We start from the raw sequence: 19,844 nt of genomic DNA on the forward strand, positions 1-19,844 counted from the left end.
CTTTTCTTCGCGCCATCTTGTTGATGAATAGTCTAGCAAAAAAAAGAGGCAGAACACATGGACAAATGTGCGCTAATTTGGAACATTCTTGCGGTATTCCTCTCGAAAGGCCAGTGGAGAGAGGCCAGTTACTCGCTTGAAAGCACGGCTCAAATGGCTCTGATCGGCAAAGCCGAGTCGCTCCGTAATCTGTGCTAAAGACGCTCCTCTCAGAATCTGCTGTTTGGCCTGCTCAATCCGCAGACTGAGAATATATTGATGAGGAGATTTGCCTGTCGTCTGTTTAAATTGGCGCGCAAAGTAGTAGGGACTCATACCAACCAACCCTGAGAGCGCCGACAGCGAAAGCTTATCGGAAAGATGATCGTAAATATAGTCGGTGACTTGCCGCATGCTGACAGATGAAAGGTGCCTATCATGGGAAAAGTCTTGTGATTCCCACCCAGCATAGCGTCTGAGCAGATGCGCTGCAAATGCGTGGGCCAACTCCTGGACGTAGACAGCAGAAAAGCGTGCGGAACTGTTCTTGATTTCTGCACGCAGTGCCAGACCAAGCTGAAGCAGCAACGGGTCATGGATGACCTGCTCCTGCCTGAGCAGATCGAACGCATGGTTCAAAGCAAACGTTTCTGCCATCTGGGTGAACAAGGTGGGTTCCAGATACACTGAGACATGATTATTGAAGTCATCCTGACGCCGCCATTCGGGCATGTTAGCTAGAGAAAAGAACATATCTCCAGGTCGGAGCCTGTAACAAGCGAGAGAACCTGAATCGATCTGTCGTTGCATCACCACATCTTTGAGGGCAATATAGATTCTATGGTGCAAAAAGACCGTCTCGCAAGCGCAAGGAGGCTGCAAACGATGCTCTTCAACGATGATCTGTTCCCATTGCGCCTTCTCGGGAACGGTGAGAGGGCTTTCAGAAAAGAGCCATACCCCATGACACACGACTGGGGAGAAGGCTTGTACGTTCTGTGTCATATGATCCTTTCTTCTCAAAGAACTGCCTCTCTTGAGTCTGTACTGGAGCTTTCAACCGAACTGAGGCGACAAGGGTTAAGGTGCCCAGACTGACACGCGAGTCTGAAAGCACAGGCAAAAGATATGAATTGCTACACTGAGGTGTAGTATAGCACACCTCTCAAATGAAGATGTATGCTTCACAAATGTCAATAGACTACGTGTTGTTTTCCCAGGGAATGGTCGTTCTGGTAAGCTGTTTCGTACTATAACTAGAGAAGAGACGGAAACAAAGGAGTCTAACGATGTCCACAAACACACATGATATAATTGTCATTGGCGCAGGTGCAGCAGGAAGTTCGGCTGCTAACACGGCTCTAAGTAAGGGAGCGCACGTCGCACTGGTGGAAAGGGACAAAATTGGAGGAACCTGTCTTAACTATGGCTGTGATCCCACCAAGACACTACTTCACATCGCACATCTGCTCTATCAAGTCAGGCACAGTGAACACTATGGTCTGACTATTCCAAGCGCTTCTGCCGATTGGTCGCGTGTTCAAGCCTACACCCAGGATGTCATTCGACGTATTCGAGGTGGAACATCCTCACAGGCTAGCGCAGAATTGACCCACAAAGGGATCGAAGTAATTCACGGCGAGGCTCGCTTTATCTCTCCTTATGCATTGAGAGTCAGTGATCGCTCAATTTCAGCGCCTCGCATCATTATCGCTGCTGGTTCTCAGCCGGTCATTCCACCAGTAGAAGGGCTGGCGGAGGCTGGCTTTCTCACCAACGTCGAGGCTCTTGCCCTGCCAGCCTTGCCACGCCGTCTGGCTGTAGTTGGTGGAGGTGCGATTGGCATAGAGTTTGCGCAATTGTTCCATCGCTTTGATGTCGAGGTGACTGTGTTGGAAAAGGGTGAGCAATTGTTGGATACAGAGGACCGTGAGATGGCCGAACTGTTATGCAGTCTGCTAGAAAAAGAAGGAATAAGCATGCAAACAGGCGCTGAGTTGCGCAAGGTCGAGTTCGTCGAAGGCAGCAAGCGCCTGACTATCGTAAGTGGAGGGCATGAGGAGAGACAGATCGAAGTTGATGAGCTATTAATAGCCAGTGGGCGCAAACCCGCATTAGCATCATTGCATCTCTCAACAGCAGGCGTGAAAGAGGGGAAGAAAGGAATTGAAGTTGATAAAACGTTGCGCACCAGCGCTCCGCATATCTGGGCAGCAGGCGACGTAACAGGTGGATATCAATTTACTCATGTGGCCGATGCGCAGGGCAAGTTGGCCGCACATAATGCATTTTCCTCGCAACCTCAAACCTTTGAAGATCGCGTGATCCCCTGGGTTACATTTACCGATCCTCCTCTTGCCCACGTGGGCAAGACAGAGGAGCAACTCCGTCAGGAGCAGGTCCAATATGAAGCAACACAAATGAAATTTGACGCGGTCGAACGAGCTATTACAAAAGGTACAACCGAAGGGCTGGTCAAGCTCCTGGTAGACTCACAAGGTGAGATTCTAGGTGGTCACGTACTGGGCGACAATGGTGATGACCTGCTGGCCCCTATCATTCTGGCGATGCAGACCCATACATCGGTCGAGACGTTGGCAAAGACCATCTTCCCCTATCCCACTCTCAGCGAGGCAGTACGCTGGGCCGCCAGCCGTTTTGTATCTCAGCAGGAAGGAACGTAAAGCTAAGTGAATAGGAGGCCGTGAAGAGGCACCAATAGAGCAAATCAAAAATTGAGTGAGCATAGGGAACTACTCAAAATAGGGCAAATGACCCTTCTTCTCTGATATTCCTGATTTTATACTCTCCATATGGACAGGCAACACATCTGCATATTTGCCTGCGACTATGCTCCTACTCAAAGGAAAGGATTCTCTATTATGTGCGCATTCTGGCCGCCTCCTCTTCGTGCAATCTTCACACCTCTGACATGTATGCTATTCGCATCAGGCTCAATCATCTTGAGTCTGGAATGGTTTTTCTCTGACTTTTTCGCGGAATGGAATTTTCTGGCTCTACCTCTCTGGCTTCTGCTGATTGTTCTGATGAGCCTGGTAGCTCTGGCTGTAACAGGCCAATGGAAAGGCATAGCACTGACGCTTCCGCTGATCATCATTGCGCTTTACGCGCTCTTCTATCTCCTTCTTGGCATTGGAGCGCTGGTCATCATCTCGGTTTCAGGAAGATTACTGCTAGCTTTCCTTATCATCACCTTGTCGAATGGTGGCGTTATCCAGGCGACACGTATGCAGAAATCTGCACGCCAAAGGAGGTATAAAGTGGATCTCCACAAACGCGCTTTTTACAAGCGTTTACCACATGCAGTTGTAGCTATGGCTCTCAGCAGTTTGATCGTGAAAGCAACACTCTGGGACGACCCCTCTAAACGCTGGTTGCTTGCTGATTTAATCCAAAAAGAGGATGTCCCCGGGAAACTGACATTGGCACCTCCCCTGGCAAGACTACTCGATGACGCCAGCCATCTCAATGCGAGCTATGTTGCCGAGATCCGTTCTCCAAGGACGGTCGCTGAGGTCATCCACGCCGTAAAAGATGCACAAGCGAACAGGAGAAGCATTTCTCTCTCAGGCATCCGGCACAGTATGGGAGGCCAGGCTCTTGGCATGAACACCCTGCATCTGGATATGACATATCTGGACACAGTACGCTACAACCCCACTGATCAAATCGTCAGTGTTGGACCAGGAGCAACATGGAAACAAGTACAAACCGTCCTTGCGCAGCATGGTCGAGCGGTAAGAGTAATGCAAGATTCAAATATCTTTACCGTTGGCGGCGCACTTAGTGTGAATGCTCATGGAAAAGATCCCCAATACGGATCATTGATTGAAAGCGTTTCGTCCCTCTCCGTCGTAACGGCAGATGGCGTGGAAAGGCGCTACGACCCAATTCATACTCCCGAACTATTTTCTGCCATCATCGGTGGCTATGGCCTGTTAGGCATCATTACCGAAGCACATCTAAAGACAACATCAAACAATACATACGCCTTTTCGCTCATTCCCATTCAGACACATGATGTCATTGCAACAATGGAACGCTATAGTAAAAATCCCAAAATCCGCTTGCTAGAAGCTCACCTTTCGGTTGATCAGGAACATTTTTTGAGCGAAAGCCTGATCTATGCGTATGCAGAAGCCGATACCAGAACAACTCCCAAAGACGAGCTTGCTGGAGAAAACAACATCTGGCTACGCAAAGTCGTCTTCCAGCTGTCGAGAGCTAGCAACTTCGGCAAAATATTTCGTTGGGAAATGGAAAAACGTGTTGGTCCACTGGTCGAACCAGCAACACTCAGTAGAAATACGGCGATGGCTGTCCCTGTGCGCTTTCTCCAAAACCCCGACCCCACGACGACAGATATCTTGCAAGAATACTTTATCCCTGTCAGGCAAACTAACGCATTCCTTGAAAACTATGCACGGCTACTCAAAAAACATCGCATTCTGCTGCTGAATGTGACTATCAGAAAAGTATTAAAAGATACCAGTGCACTGGTATCTTATGCCCAAGAAGATATGTATGGCTTTGTAGTCTACTATAAAGTTCAGCACAATAGCGTCGAGAAAGAGAAACTAAATGCTTTTACCAGAGAACTCTTCGATTATCTCCTCTCAATCAAAGCAACCTACTACTTATGTTATGGCAGTTACTACTCACCAGCGCAGTTGACAACGATGTATCCTCATCTCAGTACGCTCATAGCACTTAAAGCAAAGTATGACCCAAACAGTCTCTTTACCAGTGTGTGGTTTGAAAAAAATCGTGATGCACTTCTATCGAAACATGCGTAAATAACATAAGGGGGGCTTCGTCACGGATGGTGGATCTCTCGATCTTTTGATGAAGAAGGGGGATGTCTGTCTTCGAGGTTTTTACAATGAGATTGTTTGCCCTAGCCATAGCTTGAGAAACGATGCATGATGCCATAACGATGTGCTTGCTTTTCTCCTCATGAGAATACGTCTTCCTTTCGCTTCAAAGACTTCCTGCTCCAATGCTTGATCGTAACGTCTAAATTTGTCTTAAGCCGTTACATATGATATATTAGAGCCAGAATAGGTAACGGTCAAGGTCAACCAAAGGGGTTATGTTGATGGAAGCACTCTGTTTAGACATCCTCAATAGTACCTGGCGAGGATATCGGGGAGGAGAACGAGAACAGGATCGTCTGCTCACCCCAGGCTGGGATGAGCAACTTATGAAGCGATGGGGAATCCAGGCGCTTTCTCCTCTTGAGCCAGAGGCACGAGAAGTCCTGCAAACCTTACGTTCTGCCATGAGCCACGTGATCGAGGCCATTGAAAAAGGAACCGATCCTGCTGAGCAAGATCTGGAAACGATCAATACGGCTCTCGCGCTGATGCCTTCCACGCCATTTTTGGCCAGGGAAGAAAACCAGTATGTACTTTCTTATCACCCCTTACAAGTGGATTGGCGATGGTTTGTTCGTGAAGTCGCTTTTTCATTTACGCAACTCTTAATTCAACATGATCCTCTCCGACTGAAGCGGTGTCAAAACCCGGCTTGTGGTTGGAGCTTTTATGATGAGAGCCGCCACAAGAACCGCCAGTGGTGCAACCAGACATGCGCAACACTGATGCGTGTAAGAAGATTTCGCCTTCATCATCGCTCCCTTTCCTCGGAACAATTCACCCCATAAAGGCAAAGACTCTCGTGCGTCTTACCTCTTGAGGAGCATGGCCGTCTGATGAAAGCCTACGCCGACAGCAACCATCACCAGATAGTTTGCTGCGATGCTTTGAAAATAATAGGCGAGATTGACAGGACAGGTTGCCAACGTCATATTGCCAAATCGTTCCAGGGTTTCTAAATATTCCCTGGGCTGCAAGCACTGGGTCCAATAATCGAGCATCAGACGCGAGGCCTGGTGGCTAATCAATGCAATATCCTGACCTGTTAACCCATGCTTATGCAATAACCTTTGCACAAGTACCGGAGGGCCTTCCATGCCAGCCGTCAAAAAAGAGTGAATCCCTTCCTCTTGCGTGATTTCATAGGTAGGAATTGGGACGTTCTGTCTGTCAACCGGAACAGACCATTTCCCATTTCGTGTGCTGGCATGTACGTTCATCGTCATTGCCCCATACTGATTGCTCACTGTCTGGGTTGCATAATCAAGCGGCATAAAGTGATTGCCAGGGCCAACGACCACTGCTCCAGCCCCATCGCCTATGCTGAGAGCGTGCCCTTGTGTATAATCCATATAGTGCGTCCAGTTGGTTCCACAGACGATCAAAGCATATGTGCAATGTCCGGCAAGAATAGCTTCCCAGGCGTGAATAAGACTCAATAAAAAATTACTGAACTCGCTATTAATAGGCACCACAAGCGTATGCGGCGAGAGGTGTAATTCTTTGTGAACTGCGTAGAGAGCATTGGGCGTCAGATAAGGAGAAACCGTCGCATAGCCATAGAGTCTTTCTATTGAGCTAGCTGGCACCTCTGCCTGTGCTAACGCTTGTCTCGCAGCCTCGATCATCAGCGGTTCAATGTGCTCGTCTTCGCGTAAGTAGCGTCGCTCCTTTAACCCGGTGAACAAATCTCGCTCAACAATGCCCTGCGTGTTCCGTGTCCGTTTCAGGTGAGCAAAGATGGGATCATCATTTGCTCGCACATGTGGTGGTACACAATAGCCAGCCCCAAGTATCCCAACCCATCTGGTGTTCATCATCTCTTCTTGTCTACTCTCTGCCTTTATTCGCTCTTCCAACGAGAGGCCATTTACAACTACTCACTCGTGCTTCTCACTCCATTCCATCTCGGCACTACCACTGGACTCTGGACTCCCAAAAAACGCTTTCAAGGTGTCGGCACGACGTTGCAACGCGCGAGGAATCTCTTCCAGGTCAACGAGAGCGTCAATCACACACGGTACTTGCGCATCCAGTGCCAATTGGACACTAGAGGTAAACTCAGCAAGGGTGGTCACTGGAAACGTGCGTGCCCCTAAGCCGCGAGCAATGGTACTGATGTCTAACGGAGTGCGAAAAACGGTTGAGAAGGAGCGTCCACACAGCAGCATCTCACCATTGTAGACCATGCCGTGTCCACCATTGTTGAGGACAATCCAGATCACAGGAATGCCAGCATCAACAGCCGTATGGACCTCCATGCCGTTCATAGCAAAGGCTCCATCCCCTACCAGGGCCACAACCGGTCGATCCGGTGCGGCCACTTTGCCACCAATAGCAGCCGCAACCGCATAACCCATCGAGGCGACATTTAATGCCATAAACACGCTTCCCGGTTGCTGAGAGACATAATACTGTCCAGCCCAGCTAAAACAGTTGCCATTGTCAACAAAGAGAAGGGTTTCTGGAGGGAAGATCTCATTCATCTTTGTCACCAGCGCCGATGGCTTGAGGACTGCGGCATCCCCTTGCACTTGCTCCGCCCGATAGTAGCGGACTTGTTGGAGACGGAGACGCTCCAGCAACAGATCGTCTCGTCGCTGAAAGGGGGGGTTAAAGGAGAGGACTTCTCTAAGCCTGGTCAGAATATCACACGCATCACCAAGAATACTGACATCGACTGGATAGTTTTTACCAATTTCCAATGGATCAATGTCAATCTGGATGACCGTACGGTTGGCAACAAGTTTCGGTTCCCATCCATAGGTCTGCAACTCTCCCAGACTCGTCCCGATAATCATCAGGAGATCTATCTCATCAGAAAGCAAATACTCATCAGCAAAAGGGTGTCCTCCCATGCCAAACACTCCTAAAGACAGAGGATGTTGCTCTGGAAAAGCACTTTTCCCCTTCAGGGTCGTCGCCACAGGGGCTTGTAAGATTTCAGCAATAGTCTGAAGAGGCCTCCAGGCTCCAGCCAGATTCACCCCATGTCCAACAAACAGCGCAGGCCGCCTGGCTGTTTGTAACAGTTGTGTCACCTGGATGATCGCCTGCTCATTCCCGGCGGGAGTCACTTGGGAGCGGTAGTGGCGGGTCGAGAGATCTTCAATCCAAACCTGCTCTTTCACCACATCAGCGGGCAAACTAAGGTGAACGGCACCTGATCTTCCGGTCAATGCGGTCCGCAACGCTCGACGAATCAGATGTGGGGTTTGTTGCGGATGGTTCAGCATGGCCGAGAATTTTGTCGCTGAACGGTATATGTCAACAATATCTAGATTCCAGTGCATCCCACTACTATCCTGTAATCCTCCCTTCCCAAAAGCACTGGTAGCAACCTGCCCACTTAACAAAAGAAGAGGGATTGAATCGCTATACGCACTGGCTACACCCGTCAGTGCATTGGTGGCTCCTGGCCCGCTGGTCGCACAGCAGACTCCCAATCCACGTCGCACACGGGCATACCCATCTGCCATAAACGCTGCTCCCTCCTCGTGCTTTGCCAGAATCGGGATGATTCCTTGATGGCGGTCCAGTTCCTCATAGAGAGGGACCAGGGGACCACCAGGCACCCCAAAGATATGCGTCACTCCTTCCTCTTCCAGAGCGGATAACAAAAACTGGAGAGCAGAGACCATTGGCATAGCAGAACATTCCTTTCCGTATCTTTTGTATTGCTGTGTTTCTCATCAAGGCGTGTACAGGTTGTCTATCAATACATGAGTTTATCTTGATCTTCAACAGCCTCTCGAAAAGGTGTTGACATGGAATGAGTCCTACGCGTCTGGAGATATTGCTGGTCTCTCAAGGCCAGAAAGAAAGGGTCTAAAGCCGTTCGTGTTTGCATGGGCCGTTGAAGAGAGAACGTATTTTGGTAGATCAGCTCCGTACAGGAAGCGATACAATCATGCAACTGCTGCAATTCGTTTTCCACTTGATTTGCATGTTGCAACCTGTTTTGCAGGGAATTGAAGACATTAATTAAGGGCCACAAGACCGGCTCATACTCCGAGATCGGTATTTTTGTGGTGCTATGGGTATTCATAGCTGCCGCATGGATGTGAACAACACGCTCAATATGCTCTTGCAGACCCAGGCGCTCCTGCTTTTCTCGCTCCTTCTGTTCTTCTGCCACGCGCTGGGCTGCCAGAGCTGTCATCTTCGCCTGATACGCCAGCGTCATATGAGTGGTCGCGTTGGAAACCCACAGATACGTGACCCCTGCAACAAGCAACTGGACAGCAATAGGGCGGAGCAGGAGAGGCAAGAATTGAGTCTGAAGATCCTGGAGCAACATGGCTGTTTTCGGCTCTTGATACACCAAACTCATGCCAATAAAGGTCGAGTTCAAAATGGCAACAAGGAACACGCTTCTTGCATTGAGGAGCGAGACAGCTAGCAGTTCGCCAAACACGAACAACTCATATTGTTGGAGGCTTGGTTCATCAAAGGGTTGCGTAGTGAGAATCACCAAATTGAGCGCCGCCTCAAAAGAAACCACAAGCAAGACTCCAGCAAGATAGGTATGGCGAAGCCGGTTGAAGATGAGAGCCACAAGACACAGTGGCATCATCGCAATATCGACAAGGATGACATAATGATTGGGGAGCGCTAAACAAGCAGGAACAAACATGAGAAATATGACCAGCAGAGACAAGACAATTGTACTCAATAAGCGTGATCGACGTACCTGTTCGTACATACCAGGGGTGAACTCTTCTACAGGCTCAGGGATGCTGGTGAGTTGATACCACCATTCAAAAAAACGCGACATAATTTCCCTCCACTTCCATCTCTTCTCGTACATCCATCTCAGCCGTCTAGCAACGGTTTGAGATATTTGCCTTCCCCTAAAACATTCCCTTCTCAGGAATAGCTCAAGGAAGAAGCACAACCACTTGTAGGTATGGGCAACACGGGGAACACCCTTCTCACCACTCTTTCCACCTCTCATTGAAAATAGCATTAATGCATTATAGTATTCCTTTCAACTTTTATACCATTTTCTCACCTTCATTGTCTAGGAATACAGACCAAATGGACTAGAGAGGCAAAGCATTCAGCCGTGTGTTGTCAACGCTCAGAAACAGACCGAGGTCAATAAAGGAAAAGAAACCGCCCAACATGAAAAAAAGGTCATATGTTACCTATTTGGGCACGCACGTATACTGAAAAAAAGCGAGAGTGACTGCTTTCGAGGATAAAGTTATATCTCTCCTTCTGTCATCTGCCTCGCAGTTGGATCAATGCTGACTAGAGAGTGGGGAAGAGGTATGGGCCTTGTGTGTACATTGTTGGTGTCGATGACAGCGTTATTGCTCTTACAACGTGATCTGTGTCAGCGTCTTACATCCGGCGTCGGGCTTGTTGCTTGTCTGATAGTGTTATTGATACTCTGCCATGTCTTCTAATTGATACTTCGTAGAAGGAACTAGCCAGGGGAAGGATGTCTTCCCCTGATTGTTTCACTCCTGCTCGTCGGGCTTGGTGGCAAAAGCGGTCAGCAGATACCAGAGTCCCTGAAAATCGAGTTGCTGCATCTGAGCCAGGGCCAGTTGATAATTGTGTTCAAACTCCTCTTCAGTCGTGAGATGGTGTTTGAGATAGAGCGGTTTGAGCATCTGGAAGGCTACCATATAATCTTGCCATTGGGTGAAATGGCAGTCGGTTCCAGTAGAGATATCCACGACATGCGGAGCGAGCTGGATGTTGTGCCAACCAGCATCGGTGAGCAGTTTTCTGAGCATTGGGGTCATTCCAAAGTCCCTCCCGTCAGGCGAAAAACCATAGCCCATTTTCTGGATCACCTGACACATCCAGCTCAACTGTTGCTGGAGAGCGGGACTGGTAGTGACACCCATATTATCTACCTCAGTCAAACGAATGCGTCCACCTGGACGAGTAACGCGCCTGATCTCGCGTAAGACGGGCACCCAGGCATCCCGCAGGAGAAAGCCTACCATGAAGCGAGCATTGACCAGATCGAAATACCCATCAGGGAAGTCCAAAGGGCGTAGGACATTGCCTTGAATAAAAATAGCGCAATCCTGCTCTTCGGTGAGCGCCCTCGCCCGCGCATAGTTAATCATGATCTCGCTGATATCAATCCCTACCACTTCTTCCAAATCAGGAAAGGCAAACGCCACATCGAGTACCCAGCCGCCAGGCCCACAGCCAACGTCAAGCAGATGATGAGTATCAGGGGGAAGTTGGTTCCCTAATTCCGGCAGAACGCCACCTATCGCCTGAGTGATCATACGATCCTGCATAATCAAACGGGCCATTTCACTCGCATTTTCTGCGTCAAGGGCATACGTATTTTCTTGCTGTTCCATCTCTTCAACCCTCCTCAATAAAAAACACGACTTGATTCGCTTGAACTGCTCCTACATTGCTAAGTATACATTTTCCTGTATTAAATAACAATAGGTGTATAGACAGACTCCTTGCTTACCGTTACTGTTTTTATGAGGACAACAAGCCATCTGAGACTACCCTGGTACAGAGAAGAAATTGCATCACCACATATCAATTTGGGAAAACTTCCGCTCAGGACATTTCCATCTGAAAAGAGAAGCAACTGAGAGCACCTTTGCAAAGCCGTCCTGCCATCATGTCTTGCTCAGTTCACTGGTGAGACACCGAACGAACGGAGCCATGACGATTGAAGAGATCACAGCCTGCAATTGCGATAGTGATGAAAATCAAGGAACGAAAAACAGCGCGAGGCTGCCAAGGCGCTTTCCGGGCTCTTCGTGTGAAGGCTACAATAATTTCTTTTGCATTCTATTAAACTTACTCCCATCCCAATCAGTGTCTATCCTAAGAAATTCATAGCCATTTCTTTCATAGAAGGGCCTCGCGTAAAGAATTACGCCGGCTTTAATTACTGAATTACAGGTGCGATGTTTATAGTCCTCTTCCAGAACTCGTAAAAGAGAACTTCCAATGCCTTTTTTCGTTTCTTCTGGAGAAACATACATGTGCCTTACAGATTCACCAAACCAACCGCCACAACCGACAATTTTATGGTTTTCTTCTGCAACAAATAAACTCTTATTTTCTATCATCTCTTCTAATTCTGATATGTTAATATCTTCTAATAAGGTTTTTACCTCTTTCGTAGAATATACAGAAGGTGCAAAATGTAAAAAGGTTCTTTTCCTAATATCTAAAATTCTTGGAATATCATCTAGCAGACAAGGGCGAATTAGTAATGTATTCATGTGCCAAATTATAGCACCTATTTAATAAAAAGTTCCCACATAGCCAAAAGAGCCAATGAAATTTATTTTAGGCTAAATTCAGCTCTGCTCTCCTGGTTCGGAAAAACATCACCTAAAATCAACGAACATGAACGAAGAAAGAGCTGGAGTTACCTCTTCTCGATTCCTCCGTTAAATTCAACAGGACATCTTCTCTTGAACTGATAGTAGAAGAGGTAAATATTTATGCAGCAACCTCCAGACAACGATCCACATCCATCAGGTTTCTACAATGATCAGACCGAAGCATACTCACCATATCAACCACTACAGCCGGGTTCGTTTGCCTCCCCAACACGACAACCTGGACTCTGGGCACGCTATCGATCAGCAAAAAAAAGCGTTCAGTGGAGTATTGGCTGCGGCGCTGTCATTCTTGTCTTGATCGTTTGTGGCATGGGTGCATCTCTCGGCGTTGTCACAAGCTCATCGCATCCGCTATCTCCTCATGCCAGTGTTACCCCGACAGGGCAAGCTAGCGATCCTACACCTACGGAGACACCGGCAGAGCAACCATCTCCAACCGCTACTACACCGCCGTCTCCTGTTCCCACAAAGCCTCCAACGCCGACTCCCCGACCGAGGATACCAATACCAACGCACTTACCGATCCCGACCGCTACAATCGCGCTACCGATCGGAGGGAACGACAATCCTTGAAGATAGTCGGGTCATCTCACCTGCGGTCGTCCATCGGCTGGCATTTGCTTCAGAGATCAAACCCACAAATGCCGCCAGACGACCATCGGTTAGCTTTTTTGTTCCTGCCCAGAGGTGTGTCAACGATCTCTTGGCCCATTTGCTGCTTCCTGGCCTACAAGTGCTAATAATCCATCTGCCAGGGAACCGCGATGGGATTCGATTGAAAAGTCAAGATGCGCATAGCGTATACACAGACGTCAACAGTATGTGCAGATGAACACTGGAGGAGGTCACCATCCTGCGTCCGTAACACATCGTTCCCTTCATTCAGCAAGTTAACAGTATCTCTTTAGGGATTGATAAAACCCGGGTTTGCCTTGACAATACATAAATCTGAATGTATGCTTTTTATAGAGCATGCATACGTTATTGCAATTGATCTACTTCTGATAGAATTTTGCACGCCGTTTTTGTGCATTATTTTAATAATCAGCAGAAGGGACTGTATCTATGAGAGATACCATCAGATCCTCCCCGATGAATCGCCGTTGCTTCCTCGAAACCTCCGCTCTCACCCTCGGCTCGCTGGCTGGTGCCAGCACATTGCTCAACGGATGTACGACCATCCTGACACCAGAAAGCGAGGCAACTCTGACCGTCATGTATGGTGTAGGTGAGTTGAGCCATGACCAGGTAGCCGAGTTTGAGCAGCAGACAGGAATTACGGTTACTCAACTAGAGTACGATGCTACACGCCTGAACGCCATGCTTGCAGCAGGCATTCCTCCCGATTTTATACGCACGCAAGGGGCACCAGAGGTGCCAAACCTGGTTGCACGTGATCTGGTGCTCGACCTCACCCCCTATTTTGAAAAAAGCACCGTTCTCAAGGCAGAGAACCTGGAACCTGTGAACGACGTCTATCGCTGGGATCGTGCAACAAAGACACAGGGCAAGGGTCCGCGCTATGGTATGGCGAAAGATTGGTCACAGGACGTCATGCTCTGGTATAACAAAAAGGTTTTTGATCAAGCCAAAGTGCCCTATCCCAGCGCGACACAACCCCTGACCTATAACGAACTGTTAGACGTTGCCAAGCAGATTACTGTAAGACAGGGAGATCGTGTGGCAGTATATGGGTTGGACGCAACGTGGGGCTTTATCATGCAAGGGCACCTCTTGCAGATGCTAGGACAAAAAGGCGAAACACTTTTCAGCCCCGACTTTACCCAGGCCAGATTCAACTCGCCCGCAGTCAAGGATATCTTCAAATGGTATGTTGATTGGGCACAGGCGCATGTGGGACCCTCGCCACTCAATCCTGAAGCGGCAGGCTCATCAGTGCTCTTTGCATCAGGACGATTGGGCATGGTACTCTTCGGCTACTGGTTTGGTGGGAGCGTGATTTCTGCACCCAAGGAGATTCAAGATACCACCGGCTTCGCACCTGCTCCTCAATGGGGATCTGAGCGCATCAGCGCTTGTATGGCAGGAACCGGAGCCTGGATACCCAAAAATGCCCGGCATCCCGATGAAGCCTGGAAGTTCATGGAGTACTTTATGGGAGATGGTCCTGCCAAAGACCGTGCTCAGAGCGGTTGGGGACTTCCTGCGCTCAAATCGCTCACCTCGCTATTGCCACAAAAGCTTCCCTATCAGAAGTCAGCACTCCAGGCGCAACAGGCGGAATATCCCTATCTGAAGATTCTTCAATTCTCGCCTTATGCCAATTACAATGGCATTGAAGCGCTCATCACGAAATATATTGAGCCGGTCATGCGCGGCCAGACTTCGCTGGATGCTGCCTGTGACCAGTTAAACGCTGCCGTGAACAAATTACTCCAGCAAGGGATAAGTCTGACCGTCTGATTGCAAAGAAAAAACACCTGCTCATGCTGTCTCTACAAGGAAGGAGTTCCATATGGCGCTTTCAACCGAAAGACAAGTAGTCTCGCGAGCAACGTCCGCTCGTCAGGCAAGTCGGAGATGGTCTCGCTACTCGCGCCGCACATTTTATCTCTTCTTAGCCCCCTGGTTACTGGGCTTCATCATTTTAACTATCTTCCCTATGATCTATGCCTTCCTGGTCAGTTTCACCAACTTCGACGGGGCCTCACCCCACTGGCACTGGATCGGCCTGGCAAATTACAGCGAACTGCTTCAGGATAGCGATACATGGTACAGCCTCTCGCGCACCATTCTCTATACGGTTATTGTGGTCCCGGTCAGCGTTGTGCTTGGCCTACTGCTGGCCTTGCTGGTAAACCGGCAAATGCGCGGCATCAGCGTCTTTCGCACTATTTTCTATATGCCCGCAGTCGTCCCCATCGTTGGCTCGGTGGTGATCTGGAAAATTATGTTTGACCGGGACGCAGGCGCAATCAACGCGATACTCCAGCAAATAGGAGGGCCGACGATCACCTGGTTGAGTGATCCGACTGCTTTTATCCCCCTGATCGTCGTCGTACTCTGGGGAGTTGGCACGAATATGATTATCTCCCTCGCAGGACTGCAAGGTGTCCCTGTAGAACTACGCGAGGCCTCCCGCGTGGATGGAGCCAATGCCACCCAGAGTTTCTGGACAGTCTCTCTACCTATTCTGACCCCGGTCCTTTTCTTCGAGGTGATTACCGGTATCATTACGGCATTGCAGACGTTGATACAACCGCTCCTGCTCGCCGTCTCAACTGGTACAGCCACAGCAGTCAGTGTCCCTCGCACCAATTACTTGTATATGATCAACGTCTACGCGCAATACTTCTACAATCAGCGCTTTGGCTACGCCTCAGCCTTGCTCTGGGTACTCTTCGCGATAGTGCTCGTGATCACCCTGCTCGTCTTCCGCTCCAGCACAGCATGGGTCTACTACGAGGTCGATCAGGAAGGAGGAAACTAGTATGGGTACAGTCGCACAACAGACAGAGATCAGACTGAAACACCCGACCAACGCAGCCAGCAATAAAAATCTTGCCAGCACTCTCCTGTGGCTGGTCATCATGATTTTGCTCGCCATTATCTTTCTGCTGCCGCTTGCATGGCTTTTTTTGACGGCCCTCAAGGACGTTTCGGAAATCACAGCTTTTCCGGTCAAGGTCTTTCCGCAAGTGGCTCAATGGGACAACTTTACCAAAGCTATGACGATAATCCCCTTTGGTCGTTTCGCATTCAACTCGCTGGTCCTCTCAATGCTCTACGCGGCTCTGACCACCATAACCTGCGCGATGGTCGGCTTTTGCTTTGCTCGGCTGCGAGTGCCAGAGAAGCGCACCCTTTTCATTATCATGCTCTCGACCATCATGCTGCCGCCAATCTTGACTACTATTCCCACCTTCATCCTCTTCTCCCGTATCAACATCGTCAATACCATCTGGCCCTGGGTGCTCTGGGGCCTGGCCTCCACCCCATTCCTCAGCTTCCTGTTCCGCCAGTTCTTCAGCAGCATCCCAATGGACCTGGAGGACGCTGCGATCATCGACGGTTGCAGCTACTGGCGTCTCTTCTGGCAAATTTTTCTGCCGCTCTCAAAACCGGTCATCGCAACCGCAATCATTTTCTCCTTCACCTGGACCTGGGGCGATTACCTGGCTCCATCGCTTTTGCTAGGGGTCGATAATACCACGCTTGCCGTCGCTATGAGCACTGGTTACGTCGATCCTCACGGGACACTACTGACGAACATTCTGGCAGCAGGCGTCATTGTATATATTCTGCCAGTGCTTATCGTCTTCGTCCTGGCTCAGCGCTACTTTGTACGCGGCATCGTGACCAGCGGATTAAAGGGATAAAGCCAGCGCCGAGCAGTTTTCAATTGCGAATTGAGCATAGCAGTGCAGAAACTGGCCCCAGTCGAGATATGGGCCAGTTTCTGCCGTACGATAGAGACTACGCTTGACCCACTTGCCGCGTCGCCTAGCTTCCGACCATGCTCCCTCTCTATGCATTCTGCCACGCGGTCATCTGCCTTCAGAGGCCGAGGGCTGTACGTGCTTGAGCGGGATCATAGGCGCATCTGATGCTAGTAAGGGTGGGAGTATTCATAGCTGATCCAGCAGTCCTTTCATGAGTATATTTCTAGAAATGGAAGCTTTTTCTGGTGTACTGATCTGCCCACATAGAACACAAGAGAAAAAGCATGCTGAAAGCATAGGCTCTGACGCCTGTAAAACTGTTCTCGCGGGATGACGAGACCCGCGAGAACTCCCAGGAGAATGGACAGGGGGTTATCGCCTTTCGCCCGCTTTGCTCATACTATCTTGCTGGTCGAGCACAAGAAGCGCTTTTTCGATGCCCTGCCGATAGGTCGGGGCAATCACTGGTTTCCAACCGAGATCACGCGCCGCCTTCGCGTTGGAGACGCGCATGGAGGTCGAGAAGAAGTCGGTCGCAAGGGGGGCAAGTGGATGCATCATCCAGCCTGGGAGGGAAAAGGGCGTCGGGAGGTGAGCCCGTTGGCAAAGGAACGCGAAGAAGTCTTTATTGCACACTGGTTCGTCATCGACGATGTTGTACGCTTCTCCTGCCTTGCCCCGTTCGAGGGCAGCAATCGTGGCAGCGGCTGCATCTTCCAGATAAATCCAGGAAGTGATCGCGCGGCCTCCATCAGGCAGAGGAAGGCTTCGACGGCGCAGGAGTTCCAGGATAGGCGCAAGAGATACAGGTCCATAAAAGTATCCATAGCGTAGCGATATCCCCTCGATCCAGCCCGCCTGAGTCGCCTCCCGGATCTGCCGCTCCAATGAGCGGAATCCGGCCACATGCCGTTCGAGTTGGGAAGAGCTTCCAGCCGGTGCGAACGGGCCCTCTTCACTGACGACTTTTTCGCCCCAGTCCCCATAGCCGTAGCCCAACGTCATCGACTCCGCCACGAACCTGCGTGCTCCTACCTCCCTGGCAGTTGCGAGCAGATTCGTGGTCCCAACATCGCGCAGCGCGTTGGTGGCATACATATCCTGATGACGCAAAGGCGTCTTCTTGAGCGCGGTCAGCGCATGCACGACGGCGTCGGCTTGCACCCCCTTGACTGCTCTGAGCAGGTCGTCGCGATCCATCACATTTGCCTGGATCGCGTGAGCGCCAAGGCGCGTGAGGTGATCCATACTCTCAGGGGAACGAGCCAACCCCAAAACTTCGTGTCCTGCCGCGATGAGGGCACGAGTCAAGGGAGCGCCCAAAGCCCCACTCGCCCCAGCAATCAGCACTTTCATAATAGCCTCCTAGCTACAAAACTCTCTAAATGAATATTCCCGTATCCTACTTCTGAGAGGCCCTTGTAAGGAGCCTCATTTCAACACAGGATGAGAATCCTGATGTATCAGAACTTCTTTCTCTGGTGCGAACGCTTGCAGATCCTCAAACGATAAAGAGAAGTCAGGAATGATCTCATCGAGGATTGCCTCGAAGCGTTGAGGATAGTTCTGGAGAAGCTCTGCCAGTAGTTGCTGTTCCTCTGAAGCTTCAGAAGCTTCTACCACAGCAAGTAAGGTGGCAAGCGCCGGGGCATTGATCACAGCACGTGGCGAGATCAACAGTCCATTCATCAAGAAGTTTTTGAACATGTATGTTTGCCCTGGCATTCCTTTTTGTATCAATTCCCGATCATGCACCGGAGCATACTTGAGATACAGGTCGAGATACAGCCTGATCAACCTAACTCCGCGCAACGGCGAAGGCCCTGTATAGGTGACGCCTGGCACGCTGAGATCAGAAACACTACTGAGCCACCAGGCCGGAGCGATGGCCTCCTGCATACGCTGGAGCACATGCCGTTCAAAAATGGGTTGAGGATGGCTCTGTTGTTCGTGCAAACAACGCGCCAACGTCTCTGCCTCAATCGCGGCCACACTCATGCCCTGTCCGTAGATGGGGTCAAAATTGCAGAAGGCGTCTCCCATGACCAGAAGACCATCAGGCCAATCCTCCATCTGCTCAAAGTGATGGCGTACACACACCGGGATGCGGTAGCCGCGCGGATCGTTCAATGGCTGAGCGTCTTGTAACAGTATGGGGAGATATGACCCAATGGCGACGGCGAGTCGGTGCTCAAACGCTACAGCATCAGTAGGGGGATAATGGCCTCCAATATTGCCGATGATCATGGCGCAGGTGTGGTTCTCAAGAAGCGAGAACGCGACCCCATCGCTCTGAGAGAAAGGTTTGAGCGCGTTACTCCACTCGTGATGGGCATCCGTCGGGAACCGATAATAGCGCGTGCTATAGCCAATTGCGGAATGTACCTGCTCATCCTCAGGCAGATGATAGCCCAGTTCCTGAAGCCAGCGGGTGAGTTTGGAGGACCGTCCGCTGGCGTCAACTATCAGGTCCGCTGCTACGGTTGTTCGCTCGGCTAGCTGTCCACGTTCACGCACACAGATACCCGTGATGCGTTTCTGGTCAGATGATGCGACGAGACCAATCACGTCCTGATGAGCCAGGAAACGTACGCCTGCCAGCGCCTGTACTCGTTTCCGTATTTCCCACTCCAGTAAGGCCCGGCTACAGGATGCATCCTTGCCCATCGAGTTTGGAGTGCTGAGTGAGGTGTGTCCATCCTTAGCAATCAGAAGATTTTTGGTATTCTCCAGAGAGAAGGCTCCATGTTCGATCAAGCTATCAAGAAAACCAGGAAACAGGCGTTCCAGGATCATCTTACCACGTGGCAATAAGCGATGGAGATGATGTGACTGAGGCGTGCCTGCACGTGGTTGGGGTTGTACAGGCAATGCGTCTCGCTCTACCACCAGCACCTGCTCATAATACTCCGCAAGAACTCGCGTCGCCAGCAAGCCTGCGATGCCTGCGCCAATCACCACTGCCTGCCGTTGTTTTTCTCGCATTCCTGTTATTTCATCCTGCATACTATAGAACCTCTCTTGTTCTTCTATTTCTTGTTCTGCGATCATTATTCTGGTCGCAGGTATGGCAACATAGATTGAAGGAGGAGACCTCCAATTGTTCAATCTTCGTCTCAAAAACAGTGATGAGCACAATTAGATTAAACAAGTACGTACATCACGAAATGGATATAGGAAAGAGAAATCTGTCCCATTCTGGGGCCGTC

Annotated in this window: 15 protein-coding genes; 7 read left to right on the forward strand and 8 right to left on the reverse strand. The window is 50.0% G+C overall.

All coding sequences use genetic code 11. The features are described from left to right. Window positions 1-72: 72 nt before the first annotated feature. Window positions 73-984: a helix-turn-helix domain-containing protein gene (locus K3T83_RS03185; RefSeq protein ID WP_220201527.1), complete on the reverse strand. Its 912-nt coding sequence runs from the start codon at window positions 982-984 to the stop codon at window positions 73-75. A 284-nt stretch (window positions 985-1,268) separates the two neighbouring features. On the opposite strand from K3T83_RS03185, the gene K3T83_RS03190 reads away from it, so the two are divergent. The 3 genes from K3T83_RS03190 (at window position 1,269) to K3T83_RS03200 (ending at window position 5,665) form a co-directional block, all read left to right on the forward strand. After that, window positions 1,269-2,663, forward strand: a complete 1,395-nt coding sequence (locus K3T83_RS03190; RefSeq protein WP_220201528.1) for a dihydrolipoyl dehydrogenase family protein — start codon at window positions 1,269-1,271, stop codon at window positions 2,661-2,663. Between the two features lie 198 nt (window positions 2,664-2,861). Next, window positions 2,862-4,796, forward strand: a complete 1,935-nt coding sequence (locus tag K3T83_RS03195) for an FAD-binding oxidoreductase (protein ID WP_220201529.1) — start codon at window positions 2,862-2,864, stop codon at window positions 4,794-4,796. A gap of 302 nt (window positions 4,797-5,098) precedes the next feature. After that, entirely contained in the window at window positions 5,099-5,665 is a 567-nt protein-coding gene (locus tag K3T83_RS03200; protein WP_220201530.1) for a CGNR zinc finger domain-containing protein, read from the forward strand. Between the two features lie 21 nt (window positions 5,666-5,686). Here K3T83_RS03200 and K3T83_RS03205 read toward each other — a convergent pair whose 3' ends face one another. From K3T83_RS03205 to K3T83_RS03225, 5 genes are all read right to left on the reverse strand, one after another. Further along, on the reverse strand, window positions 5,687-6,697 hold the full coding sequence (locus K3T83_RS03205; protein ID WP_220201531.1) for a 3-oxoacyl-ACP synthase III family protein: 1,011 nt from the start codon (window positions 6,695-6,697) through the stop codon (window positions 5,687-5,689). A gap of 60 nt (window positions 6,698-6,757) precedes the next feature. Further along, entirely contained in the window at window positions 6,758-8,524 is a 1,767-nt protein-coding gene (locus K3T83_RS03210) for a thiamine pyrophosphate-binding protein (RefSeq protein ID WP_236064805.1), read from the reverse strand. A gap of 68 nt (window positions 8,525-8,592) precedes the next feature. Next, on the reverse strand, window positions 8,593-9,654 hold the full coding sequence (locus K3T83_RS03215; protein WP_220201532.1) for a hypothetical protein: 1,062 nt from the start codon (window positions 9,652-9,654) through the stop codon (window positions 8,593-8,595). A gap of 691 nt (window positions 9,655-10,345) precedes the next feature. After that, window positions 10,346-11,215, reverse strand: coding sequence for a class I SAM-dependent methyltransferase (locus tag K3T83_RS03220; protein ID WP_220201533.1), 870 nt, complete (start codon window positions 11,213-11,215; stop codon window positions 10,346-10,348). Between the two features lie 429 nt (window positions 11,216-11,644). Beyond that, window positions 11,645-12,106 carry a GNAT family N-acetyltransferase gene (locus tag K3T83_RS03225; protein WP_220201534.1) on the reverse strand — a complete coding sequence of 154 codons (462 nt, stop codon included), beginning with the start codon at window positions 12,104-12,106 and terminating at the stop codon, window positions 11,645-11,647. 225 nt (window positions 12,107-12,331) lie between these two features. On the opposite strand from K3T83_RS03225, the gene K3T83_RS03230 reads away from it, so the two are divergent. From K3T83_RS03230 to K3T83_RS03245, 4 genes are all read left to right on the forward strand, one after another. Further along, window positions 12,332-12,805 (forward strand): hypothetical protein, encoded by a 474-nt coding sequence (locus tag K3T83_RS03230; protein WP_220201535.1) that lies wholly within the window; start codon window positions 12,332-12,334, stop codon window positions 12,803-12,805. 492 nt (window positions 12,806-13,297) lie between these two features. Further along, the gene (locus K3T83_RS03235; RefSeq protein ID WP_220201536.1) at window positions 13,298-14,656 is read left to right on the forward strand and encodes an ABC transporter substrate-binding protein; all 1,359 of its coding nucleotides are present in this window, start codon (window positions 13,298-13,300) and stop codon (window positions 14,654-14,656) included. Between the two features lie 52 nt (window positions 14,657-14,708). Further along, window positions 14,709-15,683, forward strand: coding sequence for a carbohydrate ABC transporter permease (locus tag K3T83_RS03240; protein WP_220201537.1), 975 nt, complete (start codon window positions 14,709-14,711; stop codon window positions 15,681-15,683). Between the two features lies 1 nt (window position 15,684). Further along, window positions 15,685-16,572 (forward strand): carbohydrate ABC transporter permease, encoded by an 888-nt coding sequence (locus K3T83_RS03245; RefSeq protein ID WP_220201538.1) that lies wholly within the window; start codon window positions 15,685-15,687, stop codon window positions 16,570-16,572. Window positions 16,573-17,007: 435 nt separating this feature from the next. On the opposite strand, the gene K3T83_RS03250 is transcribed toward K3T83_RS03245, so the two are convergent. After that, a complete protein-coding gene (locus tag K3T83_RS03250; RefSeq protein ID WP_220201539.1) occupies window positions 17,008-17,991 on the reverse strand; it encodes an NAD-dependent epimerase/dehydratase family protein in 984 nt (327 codons plus the stop codon). A 75-nt stretch (window positions 17,992-18,066) separates the two neighbouring features. Then, window positions 18,067-19,620 carry an FAD-dependent oxidoreductase gene (locus K3T83_RS03255; RefSeq protein WP_220201540.1) on the reverse strand — a complete coding sequence of 518 codons (1,554 nt, stop codon included), beginning with the start codon at window positions 19,618-19,620 and terminating at the stop codon, window positions 18,067-18,069. Between the last annotated feature and the right edge of the window lie 224 nt (window positions 19,621-19,844).

Source organism: Reticulibacter mediterranei (assembly GCF_016587455.1).

Coding starts and splice junctions, on each gene's coding strand:
- K3T83_RS03185 (WP_220201527.1), bottom strand. CDS start 984: ATGACACAGAACGTACAAGCCTTCTCCCCAGTCGTGTGTCATGGGGTA.
- K3T83_RS03190 (WP_220201528.1), top strand. CDS start 1,269: ATGTCCACAAACACACATGATATAATTGTCATTGGCGCAGGTGCAGCA.
- K3T83_RS03195 (WP_220201529.1), top strand. CDS start 2,862: ATGTGCGCATTCTGGCCGCCTCCTCTTCGTGCAATCTTCACACCTCTG.
- K3T83_RS03200 (WP_220201530.1), top strand. CDS start 5,099: ATGGAAGCACTCTGTTTAGACATCCTCAATAGTACCTGGCGAGGATAT.
- K3T83_RS03205 (WP_220201531.1), bottom strand. CDS start 6,697: ATGATGAACACCAGATGGGTTGGGATACTTGGGGCTGGCTATTGTGTA.
- K3T83_RS03210 (WP_236064805.1), bottom strand. CDS start 8,524: ATGCCAATGGTCTCTGCTCTCCAGTTTTTGTTATCCGCTCTGGAAGAG.
- K3T83_RS03215 (WP_220201532.1), bottom strand. CDS start 9,654: ATGTCGCGTTTTTTTGAATGGTGGTATCAACTCACCAGCATCCCTGAG.
- K3T83_RS03220 (WP_220201533.1), bottom strand. CDS start 11,215: ATGGAACAGCAAGAAAATACGTATGCCCTTGACGCAGAAAATGCGAGT.
- K3T83_RS03225 (WP_220201534.1), bottom strand. CDS start 12,106: ATGAATACATTACTAATTCGCCCTTGTCTGCTAGATGATATTCCAAGA.
- K3T83_RS03230 (WP_220201535.1), top strand. CDS start 12,332: ATGCAGCAACCTCCAGACAACGATCCACATCCATCAGGTTTCTACAAT.
- K3T83_RS03235 (WP_220201536.1), top strand. CDS start 13,298: ATGAGAGATACCATCAGATCCTCCCCGATGAATCGCCGTTGCTTCCTC.
- K3T83_RS03240 (WP_220201537.1), top strand. CDS start 14,709: ATGGCGCTTTCAACCGAAAGACAAGTAGTCTCGCGAGCAACGTCCGCT.
- K3T83_RS03245 (WP_220201538.1), top strand. CDS start 15,685: ATGGGTACAGTCGCACAACAGACAGAGATCAGACTGAAACACCCGACC.
- K3T83_RS03250 (WP_220201539.1), bottom strand. CDS start 17,991: ATGAAAGTGCTGATTGCTGGGGCGAGTGGGGCTTTGGGCGCTCCCTTG.
- K3T83_RS03255 (WP_220201540.1), bottom strand. CDS start 19,620: ATGCGAGAAAAACAACGGCAGGCAGTGGTGATTGGCGCAGGCATCGCA.